General features: G+C 64.1%; 18 protein-coding genes. 9 read left to right on the top strand and 9 right to left on the bottom strand.

Features of this window, described 5'->3' with window-relative positions; genetic code table 11:
- Together AC0MRV_RS17300 and AC0MRV_RS17295 are read right to left on the bottom strand one after the other, a co-directional pair.
- Positions 1 to 1,908, bottom strand: a complete 1,908-nt coding sequence (locus AC0MRV_RS17300; protein WP_472765760.1) for a hypothetical protein — start codon at positions 1,906 to 1,908, stop codon at positions 1 to 3.
- Positions 1,909 to 1,916: 8 nt separating this feature from the next.
- A complete protein-coding gene (locus AC0MRV_RS17295) occupies positions 1,917 to 2,996 on the bottom strand; it encodes a WD40/YVTN/BNR-like repeat-containing protein (RefSeq protein ID WP_472765759.1) in 1,080 nt (359 codons plus the stop codon).
- On the opposite strand from AC0MRV_RS17295, the gene AC0MRV_RS17290 reads away from it, so the two are divergent.
- A complete protein-coding gene (locus AC0MRV_RS17290) occupies positions 2,995 to 3,525 on the top strand; it encodes a RidA family protein (RefSeq protein WP_472765758.1) in 531 nt (176 codons plus the stop codon). The two genes, AC0MRV_RS17295 and AC0MRV_RS17290, sit on opposite strands and share 2 nt — an antisense overlap.
- 19 nt (positions 3,526 to 3,544) lie before the next feature.
- On the opposite strand, the gene AC0MRV_RS17285 is transcribed toward AC0MRV_RS17290, so the two are convergent.
- Genes AC0MRV_RS17285 through AC0MRV_RS17275 form a run of 3 tightly spaced genes read right to left on the bottom strand, consistent with a single transcriptional unit; the run spans position 3,545 to position 8,147 of the window.
- Positions 3,545 to 4,828 (bottom strand): aminotransferase class V-fold PLP-dependent enzyme, encoded by a 1,284-nt coding sequence (locus AC0MRV_RS17285; RefSeq protein ID WP_472765757.1) that lies wholly within the window; start codon positions 4,826 to 4,828, stop codon positions 3,545 to 3,547.
- A complete protein-coding gene (locus tag AC0MRV_RS17280; protein ID WP_472765756.1) occupies positions 4,825 to 5,682 on the bottom strand; it encodes a DUF6807 family protein in 858 nt (285 codons plus the stop codon). The genes AC0MRV_RS17285 and AC0MRV_RS17280 overlap by 4 nt, the downstream gene beginning before the upstream one ends.
- On the bottom strand, positions 5,679 to 8,147 hold the full coding sequence (locus AC0MRV_RS17275) for an alpha-L-rhamnosidase-related protein (protein WP_472765755.1): 2,469 nt from the start codon (positions 8,145 to 8,147) through the stop codon (positions 5,679 to 5,681). Before AC0MRV_RS17275 ends, AC0MRV_RS17280 begins: the two co-directional genes overlap by 4 nt.
- A 170-nt stretch (positions 8,148 to 8,317) precedes the next feature.
- On the opposite strand from AC0MRV_RS17275, the gene AC0MRV_RS17270 reads away from it, so the two are divergent.
- The 8 genes from AC0MRV_RS17270 (at position 8,318) to AC0MRV_RS17235 (ending at position 21,390) form a co-directional block, all read left to right on the top strand.
- A complete protein-coding gene (locus tag AC0MRV_RS17270) occupies positions 8,318 to 9,199 on the top strand; it encodes a sugar phosphate isomerase/epimerase family protein (protein ID WP_472765754.1) in 882 nt (293 codons plus the stop codon).
- A 55-nt stretch (positions 9,200 to 9,254) separates the two neighbouring features.
- Entirely contained in the window at positions 9,255 to 10,283 is a 1,029-nt protein-coding gene (locus tag AC0MRV_RS17265) for a LacI family DNA-binding transcriptional regulator (protein ID WP_472765753.1), read from the top strand.
- A 203-nt stretch (positions 10,284 to 10,486) separates the two neighbouring features.
- Positions 10,487 to 13,843, top strand: coding sequence for a TonB-dependent receptor plug domain-containing protein (locus AC0MRV_RS17260; protein ID WP_472765752.1), 3,357 nt, complete (start codon positions 10,487 to 10,489; stop codon positions 13,841 to 13,843).
- A 99-nt stretch (positions 13,844 to 13,942) separates the two neighbouring features.
- Positions 13,943 to 14,485: a hypothetical protein gene (locus tag AC0MRV_RS17255; RefSeq protein WP_472765751.1), complete on the top strand. Its 543-nt coding sequence runs from the start codon at positions 13,943 to 13,945 to the stop codon at positions 14,483 to 14,485.
- 20 nt (positions 14,486 to 14,505) lie between these two features.
- Entirely contained in the window at positions 14,506 to 16,167 is a 1,662-nt protein-coding gene (locus AC0MRV_RS17250; protein WP_472765750.1) for a GxGYxYP domain-containing protein, read from the top strand.
- Between the two features lie 14 nt (positions 16,168 to 16,181).
- Complete coding sequence (locus AC0MRV_RS17245) at positions 16,182 to 18,296, top strand: heparinase II/III domain-containing protein (RefSeq protein WP_472765749.1); 2,115 nt, start codon at positions 16,182 to 16,184, stop codon at positions 18,294 to 18,296.
- A gap of 77 nt (positions 18,297 to 18,373) precedes the next feature.
- Entirely contained in the window at positions 18,374 to 20,146 is a 1,773-nt protein-coding gene (locus AC0MRV_RS17240; protein ID WP_472765748.1) for a sodium:solute symporter family transporter, read from the top strand.
- A 14-nt stretch (positions 20,147 to 20,160) separates the two neighbouring features.
- Entirely contained in the window at positions 20,161 to 21,390 is a 1,230-nt protein-coding gene (locus AC0MRV_RS17235) for a DegT/DnrJ/EryC1/StrS family aminotransferase (protein ID WP_472765747.1), read from the top strand.
- Between the two features lie 16 nt (positions 21,391 to 21,406).
- On the opposite strand, the gene AC0MRV_RS17230 is transcribed toward AC0MRV_RS17235, so the two are convergent.
- Genes AC0MRV_RS17230 through AC0MRV_RS17215 form a run of 4 tightly spaced genes read right to left on the bottom strand, consistent with a single transcriptional unit; the run spans position 21,407 to position 25,191 of the window.
- On the bottom strand, positions 21,407 to 22,411 hold the full coding sequence (locus tag AC0MRV_RS17230) for a hydroxyacid dehydrogenase (RefSeq protein ID WP_472765746.1): 1,005 nt from the start codon (positions 22,409 to 22,411) through the stop codon (positions 21,407 to 21,409).
- A gap of 16 nt (positions 22,412 to 22,427) precedes the next feature.
- The gene (locus AC0MRV_RS17225) at positions 22,428 to 23,663 is read right to left on the bottom strand and encodes a DegT/DnrJ/EryC1/StrS family aminotransferase (protein WP_472765745.1); all 1,236 of its coding nucleotides are present in this window, start codon (positions 23,661 to 23,663) and stop codon (positions 22,428 to 22,430) included.
- Entirely contained in the window at positions 23,660 to 24,418 is a 759-nt protein-coding gene (locus tag AC0MRV_RS17220) for a hypothetical protein (RefSeq protein WP_472765744.1), read from the bottom strand. The genes AC0MRV_RS17225 and AC0MRV_RS17220 overlap by 4 nt, the downstream gene beginning before the upstream one ends.
- Complete coding sequence (locus AC0MRV_RS17215) at positions 24,415 to 25,191, bottom strand: amidohydrolase family protein (RefSeq protein WP_472765743.1); 777 nt, start codon at positions 25,189 to 25,191, stop codon at positions 24,415 to 24,417. Before AC0MRV_RS17215 ends, AC0MRV_RS17220 begins: the two co-directional genes overlap by 4 nt.
- Positions 25,192 to 25,241: the final 50 nt, after the last annotated feature.

Raw genomic sequence — 25,241 nt, 5'->3', positions numbered from 1 at the left:
TCAGTCCCGCACGCGATCGATGATCGAAAGGGTGTTAAAATCCAACACTCGCTCGAGGGCACCGTGGCTGATCGTCAGAACGCGGCTACCCAGGTCGCTGTTGAGGTGGGTGCCTTCGAACAATTTCCAGCCGTCGTAGTCCACCGGCTCGCCGTCGATACGCGGAGTCTCACCGTAGGTGGCCTGCAGGCGATGTCCGCGCAGCGAGGTGAAGTCCACGGTGGGATGCGGACTCAGCGAGAAACGCAGCGGCAGCTCACGGATCGCCTGTTGGAAGTCGGCGAAGCTGGCGAACTCGTCGACGCTCGCCGCCTGCACGATGGTGCCGTTCTGAGCGTGAGGACTGGTCAGCACGCGGCTGCCGGATGGTGTGCGACTCGTCGGGTCACGGGTGACTGGATACAGCACGTGATCCACCCACGTGTAGTCCGCCAGCGGCCGGTAAGCCAGGTAGGCTTCGCCGCCGCGGGCAAAGATCCAGCCCGAGGCATCTTCGGTGACGTCGACCAGATCCTTGGAGAAAAAGCCGTTCACCTGCGGGTAGTCCTCCCCGGGCGGGATATCATAGAGCGCGATCACGGTATCGAGGCTCTGCACCACCTGTTCGTAGGGCGAAATACCGAGCACCTTGTCGGTGGAGATGTAGGACGGTTTCGCCTCAAAGGTCACCCCTTCCGGCATCGGTTCCGGGTAGGTGCAGAAAAACATCTGCATGATGCGCCCCGACGAATGTGGGTGCATGGAAAACATGGTGGGGTGCTTGCCGCGCGGATCCTCCTCGCGCCACGTCACATCCCAGGCGTGTCCCTGAATCGGATCACTGACCCCGCCCTGATTGGAACCGACGGCGTAGTCCCGCCGCAGATACTGAGTCTTGTAGATCGGGCGCATGTGCACGTCGCTGTAGCGCCAGATCCGACGCGAGCGCGCGCGATCGTGCTGCAGGATGTCCTGCTCCCGGTCGACCGCGATGCGGTAAACCACCTCGGGCACGTCGTAGTTGGGCGCCAACAACGCGAAGTAGTTGCCCCAGCCGCCATAACCGGGCGGCGGCGGCGTGTTGCCGAACAACTGCCAGGAAAAATAGGTCGCCAAGGCATACCAGCGTTCCGTCACCGAACGGTCATCGGTGCGCGAATTCGGTCCGCGCAACACGCCCTCAAGGGTCACATTGGCCAGCTCGGCGAAGATCCAATCGAGCATCATCCGTCCTCGTTGCTGCATGGCCGGATCCTCCGCCCACGCGACCAGCATGATCATGGGAATCGCGTATTCTCCGATGTAGTGCGTGGGGTTGTATTCCCCCTGCCCGATCGTCGTGGTGAGTTCCATCCAATCGAGCAACCACCCGCGCGCCTCCTCGAGGTTTTCGGTTGAACTCAGGCCATTGGCCCAGGTCTCCGGCCCATCGCCGGCATAAAGCTGCGCCGTCAAATAAAGCGCCGTGTGATACATCACCCAATGGTTTTCGGTATCCCCCCGCAGTTGGCGGGTGTTGCGCCACGCGTTGCGGATCGCCGCCTTGGCCTCCGGCGAAAGGTGCTCCCGGCCGGCAAAGGAAACGATGGCCGTCGGAAACATCCAAAACGGTCCGGTGCCCGGTTCCTGCATCATTTCGATCACCCGCTGATTACAGGCCTCGAGGTGCTCCCCGCGCTGCAGGAGCATGGCGATGGCGGACATGTCCAATTTCGACAGATCGTCGGGATCATAGCGATTGCCGATGCGCCAATCGACGACCTCCTGAGCCCGCGCCAGGTAAGCCGCGCGACGCGCCGCCGGCAGTTCCTGCACCTCACGGGAGGGCGGAGGCGCTTCATGGGAGGGCTGAGCCGCGAGCGGCGCGAACGTGCCGGTTCCTGCCAGGAGCGCGACCCAAAGGGATTTGAAAAAGGGGATGCGGAACATGGGGTAAATCAGGGTTGGTTCCGAGGAACGGAGACAAAGTAATGCACGAGTGAGCCGGCCAGCTCGTCGGCCTCCCAGGTGCGACCAAAGTCGTCGGAGTGATACAACGCCTCCTTGAACACGCTGGCGTAGAGGCGCCCCGTGTTGGGGTTCACGCCGACCCGATAAACCCGTGGATTCGCCGGCAGCCCGGCATTGCGATCCACCCACGTGTTTCCGCCGTCTTCACTGGTCCAAATGCCATCGGACCAGGTCGCGATCGCGAGGCGTTGCGGGTGGGTGTGATCGAAGGTGACGTTGTAGATCGCGCTCCTGATCGGAAGTCCGGTCAGGGGCTGCCAAGAGAGGCCCCCGTCCCGCGAGGACCAAGCGCCGTGGGTGTCGGTGCCGGCCAACCAATGCAGCGGGTCGTGCGGTGACTGTTCGAGGTCGTTGACCGTGGTCGCCGTCGGCAGCACCCGGCGCCACACGCCGCCGGCATCCTCGGTCAAAAAGATGCCCTTTTCGCAACCCGCGAGCACCCTGCCCGCCGTGGTGCGATCGACACTGATGGCCTGAGTGTATTTGCCGCGGTCCGGCAGACCGTTCTCGCGACGTTCCCAGCTCAGTCCCCGATCCGTGGATACCGCGACACCGTCCGGCAACGCGAGGTAGACGTGATCCGGCGCGTGCGGATCGACCGCCACGTCGCGCCCTTCGGTCATGTCCCAGCTGTTGGTCATCCGCCAGGACTCGCCGCCGTCGACACTCCGCCAGATGCCGTTGAGTGAAGTCGTGTAGATCACAGCCCGATCCCGCGGATCGAAGGCCAACGCATTGATCGTGGTGTCGTTCACGCCGAAATGGCGCCACGTCCCATCATCATCCAGCCGGAACAATCCGTTGGTGGTTTCGATGCGCGATCCGATCACGTAGTTGCGATTTACATTCGCACAGATGTAGAAATCGAAGGCGGGTTGCGCCGCCGTGAGCATGACCGCGCTCGCCAGCAGCAGCGCCAGCCAGCGCAGCCCACAGCGCGAACGAAAGCCACTGAAAGGGGTTATGAGGTTGCCGTGGTTCGGCGGAAAGACTGCGCTGAATAACATGAAGCTACGCACTTGGTTGGGGTTGTTTTCAGGGGGAATGGTTTGGACGGCGGTCGCGCTGGCGGGAGCGACGCCGGAGGAAAAATTGGCCGACTTGAAAATGGAGTTGCCCGCGGTCGCCGCGCCGGTGGCCAACTACGTCTCCGTCGTTCGCACCGGCAACCTGGTCTATCTCGCGGGTCACATTCCCCGCGACACCGAGGGCCAGCCGATTACCGGCCGCGTGCCGTCGAGCATGAGCGTGGAGGATGCTCGCGCCGCCGCCGAGCGCACCGCCCTGGCCTTGCTGGCCAGCTTGAAAAGCGAAGTGGGTGAGCTCGCCAAAGTGAAACGGATCGTCCGCGTCGAGGGCTTCGTGACCAGTGACGATGATTTCACTGCGCAGCCTACCGTGATCAACGGCTGTTCCGACCTGCTGGTCGCCGTCCTGGGCGACGCCGGTCGTCACACCCGCACCGCCATCGGCGTCAACACCCTGCCCCTCGGGGTCGTGGTGGAAATCGCGATGATCGCGGAAGTGGCAGACTGAGCGTGAATCCCACATCAGCTTAAGCGGCGCTCAATTCGGTCCGAATCGCATCAGCCAGTTGATCGATCTCGGCCGCATGGTTGAAGAGGTGGCAGGACACGCGCACCGCATCGAGCCCCTGCTCCGACACCGGACGGCACCGCATCTGATGCTGGTTTAACAAACGTCCGAATAACTCGCGATAGTTGAGGCGCGGGCTGCGAAACGTCAGCATCGACGCAGCCAAGGGCCCCTCGGCCGGAGTGAGGATCTCGAGATCTGACACCGTTTGCAGGGCGGCGCGCAACCTTTCCACCAGCGCCCGGCCGTGGAGTCCGATCCGCTCACGCCCCACCCGCTCCTGCCAGTGGATCGCGCCCGTGAGTCCCACCACCTTGCTCACGTCCCGTGTGCCGTATTCAAACCGCGCAGCGCCGGGATAAAAGTTCAGTGCGCCGGGGAGCGATTCAACTTCGCCCGAGTAGGCGCCCACCATCGAGGGCGTCACTTCATCCAAGCGCGTTCGCTTCACCATCAGGATGCCGGTCTCATGCGGCGCGCCCAGCCACTTGTGGCCGCTCGTCGCGTAGGAATCACAACCGATTTCGTGAAGACTGAACGGAAACATGCCGGCGGACTGGGCACCATCGACGTGGAACCATATCCCGCGCTCCTGACACAGGCGGGCGATGTCCGCGACGGGCATCAGGATTCCGGTCGGTGCCGTGACGTGCGAAACCTGCACCACGCGAGTGCGGCTTGTCATCAGTTCTCGGATACGCTCGAGGTTCCCCTCCACCGATTCGGGATCCGGCTCAAACAAACGGACCGCCACGCCCCGACGCTGCGCTTGCAGCAGCCAGGGAAAGGAACCGCCGGGGTGCGCGTGCGATTCAAAAATCACCTCGTCGCCCGGCTCCAATTGCAGTCCGCCCGCAATGATACCATTCGCTTCGGTTGCGTTGCGCACAAAAGCGATTTCCTCCGCAGCACAACCGAGGAACGGCGCGGCGACGTCCCGCGCGGACGCAAAGTGGTCGTGGCCGCTTTCTACCCGCCGCGCCAGTTGAGCCTTCATTGCGCTGACCGCGGAGCGGACACTTTCCACACTTGGGCCGAGCCCGCCGGAATTGAGATAATGAAACCCCGGCTCGATCCGATAGGCACCGCGCACCGCTGCCCAAAAGTCAGCGTCCAGGGCCCCGCCAAACGCGGGCAATTCCGGCCACATCTCCGCGGGCGCCGCCGCCCACACCCGGCCGAGACCGAGGCCGGCCGCGCCGCCACCGAGCAAGCGCAGGAATGATTTTCGGCTCAGGCTCATGCGGTAAGGAAATGCAGGAGATGATCGAGTTCCCGGGTTTCGCCCGCCGGCAACACCCAGGGTTCGTTGTCGTGGGGCGAAAAGGCGACCAGCGGATCGTTTGGACGAACGAACCAAGGCATCGGGCCGGAAAGTGATTCGAAACGAATCCGCGTGCGCCGCAATGAACCATCATGTTGCGCATGCCACTCCAGCCAACGCGCCGGCTTCCCGTGTAATTCCGCAAGCTCACGGTGGTCCTGCTCGCCCCTGAGTCCGATCGCCGCATCACCGTGTTGGTCCAGTAGCCCGCGGGCGCCGCGAAACTGCAGACCGGAATAATGGGATCCTTTCAAGCCCCCCAAACTGTGGTAATTGTGACAGACGAGATCCCGCCGCGTCGGGTTGTGCAGCTGGCTGCGCCAACGCAGGGTCCATCCGTCCTCCCGCAGATCGGTGACGAAGGTGCGCTGTTCCTCGACGATCACCGTCTCGTCCGACCGGGGCGTGCACCAATGCAGGTTTTCCACCAACCGGTCCGGCGAACGCTCCAGCCAAGACACGTGCAACTGGCGGCCGTGGTCGTCCCGCCATTGGTATCCATCTTCCGTCCGATGCGACGGACCACCCCAGAAATTAACGCCATCCACGACCGTGAGGGTAAAGCTCAAGCCATGGTGCCAGGGATGATCGTTGGGGCGCCAGTTGGTCAGGATGTCTCCGTGAATTGAATACAGCGGATGCACGAAGGGCCGGGGCGATTCATTCGCCGGCGTGCCCGGCTCAAAGCCGTAGGTCCACAGGTCGCCGGCCCCTTCCCGTCCAATGGTAAGGGCGCCGGGTTTCGCCTCGCGCAAAGTCAATGATCCGCTCACGCCAAGTCCTCCACGACGCGGGCCCAACGACCTCCCGGACTGTGATGCGTCGAGCCGTCCGGCAGCAGGATTTCGGTCGGCACGTTCTCGGGGGTATTCACCTCGATTCGGAACCCGCCGTTCTCCATCCGCCAATCGACCGCCACAAAACCATGTGGCGTGCAGACCCGACCCCGCGCCCACTCCAGACCGCAGCGCTGCGGCTCAATCCGCACCCGGGCAAAACCCGGCGCCGTCGCCTGCACCCCCAGCACGTGCCGCAAGAATTCGAGGACCGGATGCGCACTCCAGGCATGGCACAGCGAACGCCAGTAGCTGTTCTCCTCCACAAAGGTGTCCAGTCCGAGCTCGATGGATTCATGCCACGGTCCCAGATAATCCGTCATGCGATCATAGGTTCCCATCGCCCGCATGGCCCGGAACGTCGTGTGCCAGGAAAAGAAGGACCCGGGCGCAAGCTTGGGATCATCGGGGAACCGGGCGCGCATTCGCGCGGTGATCTCCGGCTTGGCCGCTCCGCAAGCCACCGCCCACGCGTTGCCATATTGGCTGACCTCGGGGCCGCCCGGTCGGTCAAAATAAAGGCCTTCCTCTTCGGACCAGAAGGTATCGTGCAGCACGCCACGCAGACGCGCGGCTTCACTCCGCCACGCCGCAGCTTCCTCGTTGCGCCCCAGCCATTCGCTCATTTCGCCCATTTCGGCCAGCGCCTGAATGTATTGGGCCGAAATGATACAGGTCGGTCCCGAGTCCGCCCCCGGCACCACGCCGCGTGGCCACCAGGGACACCAATCCGTGATATTCCAATAAGGCAGTCGCGCCGGCAGGCCCCGCTCATCCGCGTGACGGCGAAACCAATCCACCACCGCCCGCATGCCCGGCAGCACTTCCGCCACGAGCTCAAGATCCCCGCTGCACAAACCGTAGTCGCGCACCGCCGTGATCCAATGCAAGGACCACGAGGGGATCACCTGTAGCAAGCGCGAGGGATATCGACTTTGGGTCAGTCCCTCGGGAATCCGCGACCAGTCAAACTGCAACATGGCCTGCCGGCTCAACCGCGCGTCGCCCGTGGTGAGCAACCCGAGGTGCGAGGTGATCATGGTGTCGCCCGCATACTGCATCTGCTCGTAGTGCGGACAGTCCTCAAAAGTCTCGTGCGAGCATAGCCGCATGGTGCGAAGGCCCTTGTCCCACACCTGATCCAACCGCGGGTCAGAACAGGCAAACTCCGCCCGCACGTCGTAAGGGTAGGCTGAATACCGAAAGGCCACCTGGTTCAAGCGCAGGGGGGCGGCACCGGTTTCAATGCGCAGACCCACGTAACGGAAGGCTCGCCAGTGCAGGGGTTCAAACTCCGCCGTGCCTCCGGCGGGACGCCAAAAATCGGACCAACCGTGAATCGCCCCGCGGCGGTCAAAGGTCCAACCCGTCTTCTCGTCCGCAAAATGCGAGGCGAGGTTCTCCAAAGGCTGTTCCTCGCCCAACAGGGTCGCCCCCGGGGTGTCCCACGGCAGCCGCAGGGCTTCGGCGTAGGTGAGTTGCACGCAGGCTCCCGCCCCCCCCTCTCCGGCCAGATGCGGAAAACCTGACGTCAGCTCTCCCGTATCCAAAATCAACTCGCACCGGGTATGCGGCGGAATTTCGAGCCCGCCCGAAGTGAGGGACAACACCGTCCGCCATTCCGCCGAAAGCTCGGCGCCGCCGGGCCGGAAACCGTCCGCGAACGCGGTCAACGGTCCCTCTTCCAATTGCGGAATGATCCGTGGCAGGAGCCCGTAGGGACTGGCCGGATCCCGCCGATCTTCGCGGCGCTCGGCCCGATACAACACCGTGGCGGCCTCCCATTCCCCATCGTCGAAACCGGCGTCGAGCCAGCCGACCGGAATCTCCGCGTCGATCCGCTCCTCAAAGTAACCGTGGTAACCTTCGAACCGCGTGCCCGCATTCTGAAAACGATGCGCCCGATCAACTGCCACCCGCCAACCCTCGTGCCCAGTGTCCAGCACGACCTCGCCACTTGACCACGTGACGGCACCCTCGAGCAGAAAGCCCCCGGCATCGGTCATCACCGAACAGGGCGCGCCGAGCTGATGCGGCCGATGTGCCACGCTGGACATGTCCCACACCAACGCCGCGAGGACATTGACCCCGGTGACGAGCCACGGCCCCAGGTCGAAGGTGTCGTAAAACTGATGATGCACATCTCCCTTGGCCGGGCCGCGCCCCACCAAGCGCCCGTTGCAATAGAGGATGAAGCGACTGTCGGCGCTCACGTGCACCAAAGCCCGGGTCGCCTCCGCGGTCGGCAGTTCCCACGTGCGACGAAAACGGCGCACCTCATAATGGGACGGCGAACCCTCGCCCGCCGGCAGTTGCGCATAGGTGCCTTCGCGCGACCAGATCCACGCCGCGTCGCGCCGAAACGGCAGCTCGTTTCCCTCGGGAGCATTCGACGTTTTCATGCCGAAACGCGGCCTCCGCCAACCTGCAGGTCAGAAGCGACTCGATGGAGCCGACGGGGAATGCAGACAGGGAACCATGCAGGGGTAAAAGACTTCACTGGGGGCACGATCCCGACTTGGCATGTTCAACTTCACCAAGCAATACTTTCATGTTATTTCAGACAATTCCCATGAAAATTTCTCCCGCCTCCCCTCCGCCACGCTTTTGCTCCACCCTCTGGACGCTCCACGGCCACCCCACCGCCAAGCGCGAGTGGACCGCCTCCCGCAAACTTGAAGCCATGGCTGCCGCCGGATTCGACGGCGTGCATGATGTGCTCGACGAAACCACGGCTCGCGCCGCACACGCCTTGGGTCTTCGCGTGATTGGACGCCTCGACGGTCGAACATTCGGCGGCTGGAAACCCAGCCTGAGACGCCAGGCCGACCTGGGAGTGGACCTCATCAATGTGCATCTCGGTGTGCACGACAGTGCGCCGCAGCGGGCCGCCGAAGCCACCGCCGCCATGGTCGCCTACGGTGAAAGCTTGGGCGTCACCATCCAAGTGGAAACCCACCGCGACACGGCCACGGAAACTCCCGAAAAATACGACGAGATCAGACGCCACTACCGGAAGCTCACCCGCCGACGACTGCCCACCACCTGGGACTTCTCTCACTTCGCCGTCATGAAACACCTGCTGCCCGAAAACTTCAGTCAACGCCTGTTGGCCTGGCCGCATGAAATCCAGGAATCCAAACTGATGCACTGCCGCCCATTCAACGGACAGCATGCTCAAATTCCAGTCACCAACCACCGCGGTCAGCTCACCCCCGAGTTCCGCCACTACGAGCAATTTCTCGGACAGCTCTTCACCCTCTGGCTGCAGGGCCCGCAGCCCCGCCCCGCCCTCTGGATCTGCCCTGAACTCGGGGCCACCGAAGGTTACCATCTCAGCACCAATCCATCGATTTGGTCCGACACCGTGCGCTGCCTGAAAGAGCTCAGGCGAATATGGAAAACCACCACCCGTGCGCTGAACGACCACAAATCATCGGTGAAATCAGCTTGACCAATCAGGGGTTCTTTCATCAATATTTTAATGAAATTTCATTACTGCTTTCATAATGTTGCTCGCTGAAATCGCCAAACAGGCCTGCGTATCCCCCTCGACCGTATCGCGCGCCATCAACCAGCCCGACATCGTCGCGCCCGAAAGCCTCGCGCGCATTCGAGCGGTGATGAAGAAACACGACTACACCCCGGCGCCGCTCAATCGTCGCCGCGGCCCGAAGACGCGGAAACCCACCGCCCTCACGCTCGGCGTTTGGTTCGTGGGCGCCAAGGCCGACAACCCTTCCCTGAACTGGTTTCAGGAGCGCATGGCCGACATTCGCGACGGTGGCACCATGAGCCGGGTCGATCTCAAGATGATCTTCTCCAACTCCCCCGCCGAGCTGCCCCGCGCCCTCATCGAGGAGAAACTGGATGGCGTGATCATTCAGGGCATGGAGCCCGCTCCCGCCGTGATGACCAAGCTGCGGCATATTCCCTGCGTGTGGTTCATGACCCGCCGCTCGGACGACTTCCCCGGCGACTACGTGGAGCCGAACAACGAAGAGAACGGCCGCATGGCGGCAGACTACCTCGCAGCCAAAGGCCACACCTCTGTCGCGGTGCTCACCACCGACCCGAGCTACAGTGCCAACGTCCGACGCGTGCGCGCCTTCATGGACCGCGCCAAGGAACTGGGACTCAAGGCGCACAGTATCCTCGGAGAGAATACACCCGGTGTCAGCTATCTCGAAATCGCCCCGCTCAACAGTGAGACCGAACAACTGGTCAAGCGGCTCACCACCCAAAAGCCCCGCCCCACCGGACTCTACATTCCCGTCGATCACTTCGCCGGCGCGTTCTTCCGTGCCCTGCGCACGGCCGGACTGCAGCCCCGCAAGGACTTCGATGTCATCCTCGGGAACTTCAATCCGATGATCTACAACAACCTTGAGCACCATCCCGCCGCCATCGACATCAACCTGTCGACCTTGGTGCGGAAGGTCATCGATCAGTTGGTGTGGCGCATCGAAAACAACGAAACCCCCGGCCGCATCGGCATCGCCATTTCCCCCACCCTGCGCCCCGCCTACGACGAGTAGAGCTGCGGTCGCACTTTCTCCCCCTCCATCCCCATCACCTGCCCCTCTTTCCCCTTTCATCTGGCCTTTCGTCTGAAGCACCGCCGCGGCTTGTCCTGCCGTAGCGGCTTCGGCTTTGGGCCCGATTTCCACACCCCAAAAAACAAGACACCAAGACAATGAGACGTTACACCCTCAAACAGTGGCTGATCCCCGCCTGCGCGATGATCGGATCCACTGGTTTGTTAGCTCAGGCTACAAACGAACCAACTGATGACGAAGAGATCATCGTGTTGTCGCCCTTCGAAGTCACTGGCACTGACGACGTTGGTTACCAAGCCACCTCCACTCTGGCTGGCACCCGCCTGCGCACGGAACTGCGCGACATCGGCTCGTCCATCTCCATCGTCAATGAGGAGTTCCTGCGCGACACCGGTTCCCAGAACCTCGAAGATGTGCTTATCTTCACGCCCAACACCGAAATCGGTGGTATCGGCGGCAATCACTCCGGCTCGCAGGGCGCCAACCCGATTCCGGAACAGCAACGTGATGACCCCAGTGGCGGTCTGACCCGCGTGCGCGGCCTCGCCAGCGCCGACCTCACCCGCGATTACTTCATCACCAACATCCCGTTCGACACCTTCAACACCGACCGTGTTGATGTGCAACGTGGCGCCAACTCGGCCCTCTACGGCCTGGGTAGCCCCGGTGGTATCGTCAACGCCGCGACCATCCGCGCCGACTTCCTCGGCAATCGCGGCCGCGTCCGGTTCGAGACCGACAACTACGGCACCCTGCGCTACTCGATGCGCTACAACCAAATGATCGGAGACAAGGCGGCGATCCGCATCGCCGGCCTCTCCGAGGACAAGGGTTACGAACAGAAGCAGGCCTTCCTCGAGGACAACCGTCTGTTCGCCGCCGCCACGGTTGAGTTGCCGTTCAATCTCACCGCTCGGGCCAACGCGGAAATCGCTTCCCGCCACTCCGCCAATCCCGACTACATCCCACCGAATGACGGTATCACGCCGTGGATCAACCTGGGCAAGCCGATCGCCAATGATCCGGCGATGGGCGCGGCCATGTTCCGTGGCTCCGGCACCTTCGTCCCGGGGGTGGCCAACTCGAACTTCCTCCACCTCTCCTCCGGTGGCGGTGCCTCCGTCGGCCTCTACCGTTTCTACCAGGATCCTTCGAATCCCGAGCCGACCTTCGGTGGCCACAATTACCTTGTGCAGACCCCGGCCGACGCGGCGCTCCCGCCCTCGGATCAGCGGTTCACCTACCCCGGCGCTCCCGCCGGTCAGTGGATGCGCATCAAGGCGTGGGACGAGATTCAGATCATCCGCCGCTCCGGATATTATTCCGACGGCACGCCGGTGGCCCCCGGCACGGCTCCGTTCTTCAGCAACGGTTTCGTGTCCAAGCAAATCACCGATCGTAGCATCTTCGACTACCGTAAGAACCTCTTCAACGGTGGCACGGCGCAGCAGCGCGTTGACTGGGAAAACTACACCGCGAGCCTCGAGGGCACCTACCTCGACAACCGTCTCGGCTTCGAGTTCACCTACAACGAGCAGACCTTCGAGAGCATGGGCAACAACTCGCTCCAAGGTGTCCAACAGCGCACGATCTACATCGATCCCAACGCCTACATGCTGGCCACGACGGATGGATCGGCCAACGGCCCCCTCATCCCCAACCCGACCTTTGGTCGCCCGATCATGGGTGGTGGTTCCGGCGGCAATCGCATCTACAACGATCGTGATTCCGTCCGCCTCCAGGGCTTCGCCGAAATCCGCTTCGACGACTTCATGAAGGAGGACAGCTGGGTGACCAAGGCCCTCGGCAAGTTCACCCTCACCGGCCTGCTCGACTCGAGCACCCACTACAACCAGACGCTCTATTCCGCCCGGGCCGACCCCGTCGATTCGTTCGACATCGACACCAACCTCCCCGGCCACCACGCGGTCACGCAGCGCAGCGGTCAGGAGTTTGCCCTGCCGGTGCGGAACGACATGAACTTCCTGAACATCAACTCCATCAGCGACCTCGCGGGAGCCGGCATTCAGGGTGTTTCATGGGGTCGCCAACGCACCAACATGAGCCATGTGCCGATCGCGGCGAACTTCACCGGCTGGAACCCCACCGCGGGCCGCTTCGTGAACTTCGACTCCGTCGTGAACACGCTCTACCAGCCCAACAGCTGGCCGGCTGCGTCCCACGCCAACAAGACCCTCACCGAAGTGGATTCCGAGGTCTTCATCGGTCAGCACTCCATCTGGGACAACACCCTCGTGCTCACCGGCACTTGGCGTAGTGACAAGGCCGCCTCCAAGGGCATCGGCGTGGCCAACGCCCGTCAGGATATCCGCGACACCCTCGATCCGGATTACCTCGCCGGTCCGCAGCGTCCGCTCGACGTGACTGCCGATGACGAGACGACCTCCTACTCGATCATGCTGCACACGCCGCCCTTCCTGCGCGACCGTCTGCCGTTCAACCTCTCGGTCTACAAGAGTGAAGCCGACAACTTCACCCCGACCGGTGGCAACGTCACGATCTTCAACGATCCTGTCGGCGCCACCTCCGGTGTGACCGAAGAAAAGGGTTTCATCATCGAGGCGCTCGACGGCAAACTGTCCGCGCGTTTCAACTGGTATGAGTCCGCCGTGGTCAACCGTCGCTACGAAGACGGCGCCGTCAACGCGACGGAAGGCATCCTGCTCGGCCTCGCCCGCGAGGTGAACAACCCGGCCAACGTCGCCCAGGGCTTCACCGCCTCGACCGTGCAGCAATACCTGCCCCCGGCCGGCGTCATCGCCGTCAACGGCTTCCAGGTGGACTGGAACAATCCCGCGGCTGCGACCACCTCCCGCAACTCCTCCGACACCGGCACTCAGGACTTCGCCGCCAAGGGTATGGAAATCGAGATCGCCTACAACCCGACCGCGAAGTGGACCCTCCTCTTCACCGCCGGTCAGCAGGAGACGATCGCCGACAACACCTACCCGGAGATGCAGCGCTACGTCGAAGAGTTCGTGCTCCCGCAATGGGTGAACAGCAGCTTCGCGCAGAACTACTACATCGACGCCGGCGCCACCACCACGCTCGCCGACCGGGCCCGCACCGCCATCGTGGAGGCCGTGCAACGCGGCGCCCTCCAGGACGGCAGCCCGGCCAAGGAGCAGGCGGAATGGCGCTTCGCCTTCAACACCAGCTACCATGTCGGCCGCGCCGAATCCGGCGTCCTGAAGTGGTTCGGTGATCTCACCGTCGGTGGTGGTCTCCGCTGGCAGGACAAAGTCGGCATCGGCTTCGAAGTCGGCATCAATGAACTGGGCGACTACGCTCTGGACATCGACAAGCCGTTCTACGCGCCGTCGCAGACTCAGGTCGACGTCTTCGCCCGCATGTCCTACCCGCTGAAGCAGGAGCGCTCCCTCGACCTCCAGCTCAACATCAAGGACCTGACGAATCACGACGGGCTCATCCCCTTCGTCGCCAACCCGGATGGTAGCCTCCTCTACCGCATTCAGGAAGGCCGTCTGATCTCAGCGTCCGCCACGCTGAACTTCTAAGCCGCCCCTTCACCTTCGAAGGCCGCGTAAAGCTGTAATCAAAGCCGGCTCTCTCATCGGGAGCCGGCTTTTTTTCCTCCCCGATTTCACGCTCCTGTCATGCGCTCATTCTCTCGTTCCGTCGGACTCATCCTCGCGTTCCTCCTTTCCCTTTCCTCGCTGTCGTCCCTGCGCGCCGCCGACCTGCCCTCCGGCATGACCGGCACTTGGGAATTTATCCCCAGTCGCAGCACCGACCTCAGCCCGTGGCGCAACGCCACCCTGCAGCTCTCTCTCGAGGGCCATACCCTCACCATTGAACGCACCCTTAAATGGGGCCGCCGCAACCACGTGGAGTCGCTCACGGTCGATCTCGCCGCGCCCTCCACCGTCAATCCGCTGGCGTGGTGGGTGGACAACCGCCACCTCGGCGCCTACGCGCCGCACGGAGGCACCCAGACCGTCTCGCCCACCGTGCTCGACGACGGCCGGGTCCTGCGCCTCAGCCTCGACTACACCCTTGAAACCCAACAGGGCGACCGTGCCGTCAACACCCTGCGCCAGTTTCAACTCTCGCCCGATGGCCGCATCCTCACCGTCACCGACCTGCGCAGCACCCGCCCCCGGCCGGTGATCCACGTCTTCGAACGCTCCGGCGAATAACCCTGCCCCCTTCTGTATCCATGATGTTACGACGTCTTTTTTTCGCGCTTTGCCTGCTGGTCCCGGCCTCGCTGGGCTGGGCCAAAGCCCCGCTCATTCAAGTCGCGGAACGCGCTCCGGACTCCGCCGCTCTCATTCCGCTCTCCAATAATTGGGAACTGGCGGGCGACGTGCCGGCCACCGCCACCTTGCTGTCCCTGCAGGGCCTCGCCAATCGGCACGGTCCGCAAATCTACCTGCAATACCCCGCCGACTGGCAGTGGGAAATCGCCGGTCCCCTCATCGACTACCTGCACACCCGACACGGCATCGACTGGCAGCGCTACGAGCTGGGCGACCTCGAAAAGCCGCTGACCGACTTCGCCCACGTCGCCCAAGGGGTAGTGGTGTGGGACCAGGAGGTGCGTTCCTCGCTCATCGTCGCCTTCACCATCGCCGGCGTGGAGGAGCTCTTGGTCGTCAACGAGGACCAGCTCGACCTCGCCGCCCGTCACGGCCTCGAGATCAAGGTCGACCTTCGCGGCAAATTCACCGGGCAGGACGACGCCGACATCTACCAGTGGGCCTTCGACCACTACTACGAGCGTTGCTCGCGCGACTTCTACGTCGTCCTCGGCGGTGAATACGGCAAGATCATGAAACCCGGCATCGCCGACTTCGGCGTGCAGCAAAAGGCCTTTTTCTCCGATCTGTCCGCCAACCCCAAGCACCCGCGCCAGCTCGCCCTGCTCAATCGCGTGCTCGCCGGCCAGAACCCCGCCTCGATCGTGCTCGGGTGGCACTCCTACGGCAAGGACACCGAAGGCCAGCACACCACCCTCACCGGCAACTACGGCCTCAAGATGGAGGGCCTGCACAACCTGCCCAACGTCTCCTTCACCTCGCAGATTCCGCTCACCCCCGACTTCACCTTCACCAACAACCACACCGTCGAACCCGACGCCGAACTGGTGCCGGAAAAGAAGGTCTACGTCGCCGCGCTCGCGACCGATTCGATGGGCATCGGCGCTTGGACCAAACCTGGCCGCGGCCGCATCCCCTACGGTTGGCAGGTGCTCATGAACTGGTCGTGGATGAACCCGCCCGCGCTCCAATATTTCTACGAAGACAAGACGCCCAACGACTACTTCGTGGCCGGCCTTTCCGGTCCCGGTTACATGTATCCGAAGTCGATCCCGGCGGACAAGTTCCCCGCCCTCATGGCCGACGCGCGCGAGCTCATGCAGACCCTCGACCTGCGCATCATGGAGATCATGGACTACTCCGAGGGCAACCGCCACGTCGGCAACACCGACCTCACCAAGGAAGTGGTGGACCGCTATTACGAACAATTCCCCGACGTGCTCGGATTCATCAACGGCTACGGCTCCGCCCGCACCTTTGATCTGCGCGACGACCGCCCTTTCCTCAGCTACGACTACTATCTCGGTGTATACCGGCCTACCGAGGAGGCCGCCGCAGACCTTGAGGAACTCATTCGGCTGAACCAGAACCGGCCCTACTTCCTGCTCATCCACGTGCGTGAACGCACCACCATCGAGCAGGTCGCCAACATCCTGGAAAGCCTCTCCGATCAGGTGGAGGTTGTGCCGCTCGACCGCTTCATGCGCCTCGCAGCGAAGGCCAAGACCTACCGCACGCGCTACCAGCAACCCGAGGATCCGATCGACCACAATCCCTGATTCCTCCGCGCCCCATGCCCACCACCCGCCGCTCGTTTCTGCGCAAGACCTCTCTGGCCGCCGCCGCGCCGTTGTTGGTGGGGTCGCGCCTCGCTGGTCATCCTCATCCCCCCGAGCCGGATTCGGCCACGCCGACGCCGGCGCCGCAGGCCGGCCTGCTCTTCGCGGCGAGTGAGTTGCCCCGCATTCGCGCCAATCTCGCCCTCCCGCGTTTCGCCGCCCTGCGCGAGCACCTGCAGGGCGTCGACCACGCTGCCGAACTGAAGTTTCTGCGCGATGAGTTGCGCCTGACCAACCGCGTCACCGACATGCGGCGCGCCCGCGTTCTGCTCGAGGAAAGCGCCTTCGCCTACGCCCTGTGGGAGAAACCCGCCGACCTTGAGCTCGCCCGCACCGCCCTCGCCCGTCTCAACGACTATCCCACCTGGGACTATTTCACCGAGGGCGGCGACCAGATCATCGGCATCCAACGCGCCTCAGAAGCCACCATTGCCGTGTGCTACGCGCTGGACTGGATCGGTGAGCACCTCACTGCGGACGAAATCGCTGCCGCCGAGGACAACGTCGCCAAGAAGGGTGCGCCCGCCTGCTACCGCACGCTTTACGGCATGAAGTATCCCGACCGCGTGCAGGGTTGGGGTTTCAGCGAGCTCGATGACTACCCCTACCGTTTCGACCTGAGCCGTTGGCCGCTCATTCTCAACGCCACCAACCTCAAAGTCATCCCCACCGCCGCCCTCGGCATCGCCGGAGTCTGGTTTCACGGCCGGCATCCGGAGGCCGGCAAGTGGCTCGAGCTGTCCCGCCAAAGCGCCAAGGCCTTCTCCGTCATGTATGGCCTGGATGGTTCCTACGACGAAGGCATCGGCTATTGGGGCTACACGACCCTCCACCTGGCCATGCAGGCCGAGGCCCTCTACCGCCGCCTCGGCATCGATGATCGTGACCTGATCAACTACCCCGGCACCATCCGCTACGCCCTGCACATGAGCATGCCGACCCGCGGCGAGGTGTTGACCAATCCCAACGAAAGCCAGGTCTACAACGCCACCCCCAAAGGCGCGCTCAATCCCGACCTCGACACCGTCAACTTCGGCGATTCCGGCACCGGCGGCGTCGACGTCTCCGTCGCCCCCTGGGTCGGCCGTGTCACCGGCGACCCGCTGTGCAACCATATCGCCAATACGATCGGCGGCATGAAGCATCTGCCCGCCGCCGTCTGGTATGATCCCGCCGCCCCCACCGCCGCGCCCGGCCCGGAGCTGCTCGACATCCGCATGTCCAACGACTGGGTCATTTCCCGCACCGGTTGGGACGCCGACGCCTCCGTGGTCGCCTTCCGCTCCGGCGGCCCGGCCAACCACGAGCACGCCGACCGCAACAGCATCATCTTCAAGGCCCACGGCGAACGCCTCTTCCACGATCCCTTCAAGGCCTCCTACGTCCCCGACCACCCGCAGTGGTTGCTGCGCCTCACCGAAGCCCACAGCGCCGTGCTGATCGACGGTCAGGGCCACCAATATCACGACGGCAGCGAAGGCACCAACTCCTCCTGGGCTGCCGCCAGGGTGGTCGACTACGCCACCGGCGACGATTGGATGCGCGTGGTGAGCGACGCCGCGCCGGCGTATCAACTGGTCAATGACAGCGTGCGCCGCGTCGAACGCTCCCTCCTCTTCCTCAAGCCGGGTATCCTCATCGTGCTGGACCGCGTGAGCGTCGATCCCGCCCAACCCGTGCCGGTGCAGGCGCGTTTTCAGATCTTCAACGAGGACGGCAAGGCGCAGGCCGCCGCCTCTTCCGCCGGTTTCACCATTGATCGTCCGCACGCCGCCCTCGCCGCCACGGTGCGCGCCCACGGCGCCACGCACCTGACCGTGCAACGCCACGACCTGCCGGAAACGTCGGGCATATTCCCTTTCGTGGAAATCGAGTCCGCCCGTGCCGCCGAACACGTGTTGCTCACCGTCGCCGGCGCGCGCTCCGCCCACGGCGGGGTCGAGGGCGTGCCGCTGATCAACGTTTCGATCGACGGTCGGGGCTGGTTGGTCACCACCACCCAGCAAGGCGTCTCCCGCTCAGTCACCGTCGATCCGACCGGTGACCTCCCCACCTTCACGTTAGCCTGACGAAGTCGGCTCTTTCTCTTTCCTCTTTATCTTTCTCTTTATCCCCGTTCGCCGGAACCCATCCGCCACACCACCCCGTGGACCGCCCCGCCTTCAACACTGTCAACGGTTTCGACTACGCGCTCATCGCGCTCTACTTCGGCATCATCATCTTCGTCGGGTTCTACGCAGCCCGTCGCAACAAGGATACCGACGATTATTTTGAGGGTGGCGGCCGCATCCCGTGGTTCCTGGCCGGCCTGTCCAATTGGGTTTCCGGTTTCTCCGCCTTCATGTTCGTGGCGGCCGCCGGATTCACCTACCAGTGGGGCATCGGCGCAGCGCTGATCTTCACCTCGGCAACCTGGGCCTACCTCGTGGGTTTTCTCTACTTTGCCCGCATGTGGCGGCGTTGCCGCCTGTCCTCGCCCCTGCAGTTCCTCACCCGGCGTTTCTCCCCGTCGACGACCTACTTCTACTCCCTTACCGCCGTGATTCCGGCCATCGTGGGCATCGGTCAGGGGCTCTACATTCTCTGTATCTTCGTTTCGACCGCCCTCGGGCTCAACGACACCCAGCTCACCCTCGGGCCGATCACCCTTTCCGGCTTTCAGGCTCTCACCATCGTGACCGGCTTTGTCATGGTGCTCTACACGGCGGTCGGCGGACTTTGGGCGGCCGTGCTCTCCGATGCGGTGCAAGGCATCATCATCGGCGTGATGACCCTTATCATTCTGCCGGTTTCCTACCTCCATCTCGGCGAGGGCGCCGGTTTGATCGCAGGGGTGAAACGCCTGCTGGCCGAGGTGCCCGAGGGCTACTTCAGCCTCCAGGGACCGGCCGCCAATGTGTGGTTCCTCATCGGCTACGGCATCAACATGATGCTCGGCTACAATGTCGCCTGGCACCTGGTGCAGCGCTACAACAGCGTGCCCGATGAACGCGGCGCCCGCAAAATGGCCCTGCTCTGCGCGAGCCTCAGTCTGGTGGGCCCGCTCATGTGGATTCTGCCGGTGATGGCGGCCCGCGTGCTCTTTCCTGACATGGCGGCGATCTGGCCGCAGTTCGCCAACCCCAACGAGGCCTCCTTCGTGAGCCTGGCGTTGTTGCTGCTGCCCCACGGCATGATCGGCTTCGTGGTTTCCGCTATCCTCTCCGCCACCCTTGGCCAGGCCAACGATGCCTTCAACTGGCTGGCCGCCACCATCACCCGCGACATCGTCGTGCCGCTGCGTCGCCGTCTCACCGGCCAAACGCTGAGCGAGCGCGGTCAATTGCGCGTCGCATGGACGACCATGACCATCGTCGGCGTGCTAGGCGTCGCGGTGGCGTTTGTCATTCCGCGTTTCGGCGGCGCCTTTCAGTTCGCGCTGATCTACTTTTCGCTGACCGCCTCCTTCCAGATGCCGGTGGCGCTGGGTATGATCTTTCGCCGCACCCCGTGGTGGTCGGGCATCGCCGCCTCTTCCGCGGCCCTCGTCGCCGCGATCGCCCTTATGGTCGCCGGGGTCTGGCCGGAGCACGATTTCGCCCGCAACATGATCGTCGAAGCGGTCGTGGCCTCGCTCGTTTTCGGCCTCTCCTCATTTTGGTTCAAAGCCGATGATCCCCGCCATGCCGGACTGCAGGCGCTCGAACGCGACCTCGCCACGCCGGTCGACCCGTCACCAGAGTCCGAATACGGCGGTGCCGCCATGCAGGTGTATGGTCTGATCGGTGTCGTCTGCCTCATCCTCGGCAGCGTGCTGGTGCTTTGCACCTTCCTGCCCTCCACCCCGGTCGCCCCGGGCCGCATCAACCTCATTGCTGGCGGATTGCTCCTGCTGCTGGGCTTCGGCCTGCGCCGCCTAGCCGCCCGCGCGGTCGCTTGAACCCCTTGTCCACCATGACCGCCTCTCGTGCATGGACCGCCCCTGCCGCCGGCCTCGGGTCGGCATCCATCGGCGCCGAAGAAGAAGCGGCGGTGCTCGAGGTGCTGCGCCGCGGCGAGTTGTTTCGCTATTACGGCGACCACCCTGATCGCAGCCCGCCCATGGTGGCCGCCCTGGAGGAGGAGTTTTGCCGCTGGACCGGCATGCCCTTCGCCCTCGCCACCTCCAGTGGCACCGCCGCGCTCGAAACGGCCTTCGCCGCGATTGCGGTGGGCCCCGGCGACGAGGTGATCGTGCCGGCATGGAGCTGGCTGTCCTGCGTCACCGCCATCGTGCGCAGTGGCGCTCGGCCGGTGCTTGCCGAGGTGGACGCCAGCCTTTGCCTTGATCCCCGCGAGATCGAACGGCTGCGCACCCCGCAAACCCGGGCGGTGCTGGTGGTTCATTACCAGGGAGCCGCCGCCGACATGGATGCCATCGAGCGCTACGCGCATCGTCGCGGCCTCTTCGTGATCGAAGACTGCGCCGAAGCTCCCGGCGCAACCTACCATGGTCGTCCCGTCGGCAGTTCGGGCGACGTCGCCATTTTCAGTTTCCAACACAACAAGCCCATGACCGCGGGTGAAGGCGGCCTGCTCGTGACCAACGATCCGCGCACCTACGAACGAGCCGTGCGCGCCCACGACCTTGGCCAATTTCGGCCGCATCATCATCAGTTCACCGCCCCCATCGAACCGGCCTTCTCCGGCGCCCAGTTTCGCATGTCGGAACTCACCGCCGCCGTTGCCCTCGCGCAGGCCCGCAAGGTGCCCGCGATCGTCAAACATTGCCGGCAACTCAAACAACACATCCTCGACTTGGTGGGCGAACCCGCCGGGTGGACCTGGCGCCCCTTGGCCGATCCCGCCGGCGATTTCGGCTTTGAGCTCTACGGTTACCTGCCGTCCGCCGAACGCGCGGCCGAGGTGCGCGACCGTCTGACCGCCGCCGGCGTGCCCTGTCAGCAACGCACGGGCACCTATCCGCAATACCACCGTCCCCATTTGCTGACCGGACGCACGCATCACCCGGCCATGTCGCCTTTCCGCGATCTGCGCCCGTGGCCCGCACCAGGCTATCGGCCGGAAGATTTTCCCCGCACCGAGGACCTGACCCGCCGCTTCGTTGCGATCCCGCTGGGCTGGCGTTACACCTTGGCGGACGCCGATGAGATTGCCCGGGCACTACTCGCCGCTCTCAGCTAGCGAGTTGCGCACGACCTTACGTTGAAAGGTCGAAAATTTCCGTAGTCACGAGCGCCTTCAGCGGTTCACCGGTGCAATAGGCCCGTAGGTTTCGCAGCGCGAAGGCCCCGGCATCACGGCGGCGATCCGGCGTCGGACCCGCGATGTGCGGAGTCAGCATCACATTGCGCAAACCGCGCAGCGGTGACTCGGGCGGCAAAGGTTCATCCCGATACACGTCGAGGCCCACGTGGATGCGTCCTTTGCCCGCGACGGTCGCCAAAGCGGCTTCGTCGACGGTGTGCCCACGACCCACATTGACAAAAACTCCGCCATCGCGGAGGCGCCGCAGCTGGGCTTCCCCCACCGAGTCGCGGGACTGGTCGTTGAGTGGAGACACATTCACCACGATTTCGCAGTCCTCAAACAGGGCGTCGAGCGACTCGCTCCGAGACACGCCATGTTCGGCCAACAAGGCGGCCGGCATCCACGGCGCAAAGGCCGTCACCCGGCAACCAAAGGGCTGCAGCAGCCGCACAAAATCGCGCGCGATGCAGCCAAAGCCATATACACCGACCGTCCGTCCGAAGAGCGACCCCGGTCGCTGCGTTTCCGCCCCCCAGCCCTTTTCGTGATGCAACACTTCACCCCAGTGCGCCGCCTGACGCAGGGCGGCGAGCACCAGAAACAAGGCGTGCTCCGCCACCGTCCGGCTGACGGAGTCGCCCCAATTGGTCACCGGCAGTCCCGCCTCGAGATGCGCCCGCGCCACCACATTTTTGACCGAGCCGCCCATGTAGCAGACGTAGCGCAGATACTCCGGTGTCGGCAACGGCACCAAGGGCGTCCCCCAACCGGCCAGCAAGACCTCCGGACGCAGCGCCTCCAACCGCTGCGCAAGTTCGGCGGCGGTCGGCTCCGCCGCGGTCCAAATCTCCACCTCGCCCGCCAGGGCTTGGAGTTCCGTCTCCAGTTCAGGAGGCAGAAAGTCGGCGCGTTCCGCTGGGCGCAGATGAACCAAAATGGTGGGTTGCTTGCTCATGTCCGAAACGGCTCGTTCAACGCGCATAATACCGCAGCAGTTTGGCGAAGGCCGCCGCCACTTGGTCGAGGTAATCCTCCGTCATTTCCTCATGCAGGGTGAGCGTGAGGTTGCCTGCCAGCAGGGCTCGCGCCTGCGGAAAGGCCACTTTGCGGTAGTCCATCGTGGTCAAACCGGCCTCGCGCAGCGGCCAACGACCGGCGAAGAAATCGTGCCGTTGAAACACGTCGTATTCAGGGACCGGTGACGGCAGGTAGGCGCCCTGGCCCAGCACGCCTTCCGCCCGTAGGGCGGCCGCGAACTCATCGCGACTCACCCGCACCGCCGCCGGATCCAACTGCGGCAGCAAGAACCAAAAGCTCGAAGTCGCGGGGACCAGCACTCCGGGCATGACGATCCCGCGCAAGGCCGCCAGCGCCGCCTCCAGTCGACGGCCCAGTTCCTGCCGTCGCTGCACGATCGCGTCGTGCCGTTCGAGTTGCCCGGCCGCCACCGCCGCCTGCGGCTCGCTGATGCGATAGTTCGGCGACAGGGTCGGTGGATTTCGTCCACCGGCCACACGGTCGTAGTGCTTGTCGCCCCACTTGCTCAAGCCCGTGCCGAGATCCCCCCGGTTGGTGCCCACCACGCCGCCATCGCCACAACTCAGGTGTTTGAACTCGTTGAAGGAATAGCAGGCGAGATCGCCGTGGAGCCCCACCATCTGCCCCCGCCACGTCGCCCCCCAGGCTTGCGCGCAATCTTCAATCACGGCCAAACCGTGTTCCGCCGCCAAGGCCTTCACCGCATCCATGTCGCAGGGGTTGCCCGCCAGGTGCACCGGCATGATCGCCTTGGTGCGCGGCGTGATGCGCGTCGCGGCGTCCACCGGATCAAGATTGCCCGTCAACGGATCCACATCCGCGAACACCGGGACCAGTTGCTGGTAAAGCATGCCGATGACCGACCCCATGTCGGTGATGGCCGGCACGATGATCTCGCTACCGGGTTCCAACTGGAGCGCCGCCACCGCGATGTGCAGGGCCGCCGAACCCGACGAACACGGCATGCAATGCGCCAAGGGATACCGTTCCCGAAAGAGCGCCAACATCGCCTCGGTCTGGGGTCCCTGCCAATAGAACAACGACTCCTGCTCGACCATCGCGGTCAGCCGCGTCAACTCCGGCGCCCCCCAGCGGTGGCGCCGCGCGGGCGGCGTGGTGATTGCACGTTGCCCCCCGGCAATTGCAGGGAGATCGGAGGAAGCACTCATACCGTAAAAAAGCGTTGGGCATTGTCCGTCGCCACGGCCCGCCGCACGCGCGCGGACTGCGAGGACGCGGCCACCTTGTCGACTTGCGCGCCCGTGACGTGCAAAGGCGTCAGAGAGCCGAACACGATCCGCTTCGCCTGCACCGTCTTCGTCAGCACTGCCAGCGTATCCTCCCACTCGGCGTAACTCAGATCGGTCAAAAAGCGGTCGCTTTCCTTCGCCACAGCTTCCACGTCCCAGCGCGTCAGGCCCTGGATCAACGGTGTGCACTCCGGCACCGCCGCCAGCCAAGCGATCACGTCCGCCGTTTTGACCGGTTTGACCCGCAGCGCGGGATGTTCGTGGCGCTCATCCCACAACCGGGCCGTCAACACGACGCGCTTGCCCGCGGCCGTGATCGCGGCGGCGGCTTCACGCGCGACCCGACCACGCAGACTCCAACCGCCGTAACCCGGCGCCAGCCGCACCGCCACCAGTTCCGGCCACGCCAGCAGTTCCTCGAGGTCCCGTTCCCAACCCGGACCAAAGAGGTTGAGCACCGGCAGCGGCGTCATCTCGGGACGGCGCGCCAGACTGGTCCGCAGCGCCCGGTTGGCCGGCATGGGATCCACCGGCCACAATGCGCTGAACGCCGACACGAGTCCCCCCGCGATGTCGTGTTGCCGCCAATGGCGCCGCAGCGCCGCCGCGTCCCGCACCGGCAGATTCAGGAAGGGCCACTCGCCCAACCAGGCATTGGTATCAAAAAAGGTCATACAGATGGGGGCAGGAGCTGAACGGCGTTGTCGTGCAGGATGCGGCGCTTGGCCGCGGCCGGGATGGCGGAGCCGGTGATGCGCCCGATGGCGGTGGGCAGGTCCCGAATCGGGATATCCGACCCGTAAAGCACCCGATGCGCGCCCAGTTCCCCAACCGCCACCTCGACCAGGCCGGCCTCCGGTGCCGCCCCGGAGGTGTCGATGAAGAGGTTGTCCAATCCGCGCGCGGCGCGAATCCCGCGCACCCCGCAACCGGTGAGATGCGCCATCACGATCTTCACGTCCGGCCAGCGCCGGGCGAGTTCGCAGGTGTCCTCCGGATCGGAATGAAAGGCGCGCTCGCGGATGTTGGTCTGACTCCACGAATGCTGCAGCACCGGCACCCCGTAACGACGCGCGGCTTCCATCACCGGCTTCATCGCCGCGTCGCGGGCATTGCAGGAAATCTCCAGCTTGAAGCCATGGAAGCCTCCGATCTGCTCAAAGCAGCGCTCCACCTCGCGCCAGACTTCGCGTTCGCCCAGCACGGGATTGAGTCCACAGAACCCGACGTAAAACCCGCGACCGCGCTGCACCACCGTCGCCACGTCATCGTTCAGGGTGCGGGTTTGCTCTTCGTCGGGCAGTCGCCCGTAGCGCAGCACATCGCCCAGCACCACCATCCGCGTGATGCCAAAGCGCCGGGCGCGCTTGATCTGAGCCCGGGTTTCTGCCGGAGCGAGCCCGGCCTCAAAGAAGACGGGATGCGTGTGGAAATCGATGATCTTCAAGGAGAGACGGAACCGAATTTAGGCTGATGAAATTTCATTCTTAACTGACT

Source organism: Actomonas spartinae, from assembly GCF_051209155.1.
Taxonomy (GTDB): Bacteria; Verrucomicrobiota; Verrucomicrobiia; order Opitutales; family Opitutaceae; genus Actomonas.
Note: the sequence above shows the minus strand (reverse complement) of the source record. Positions and strands in the feature narration are given on the sequence as shown.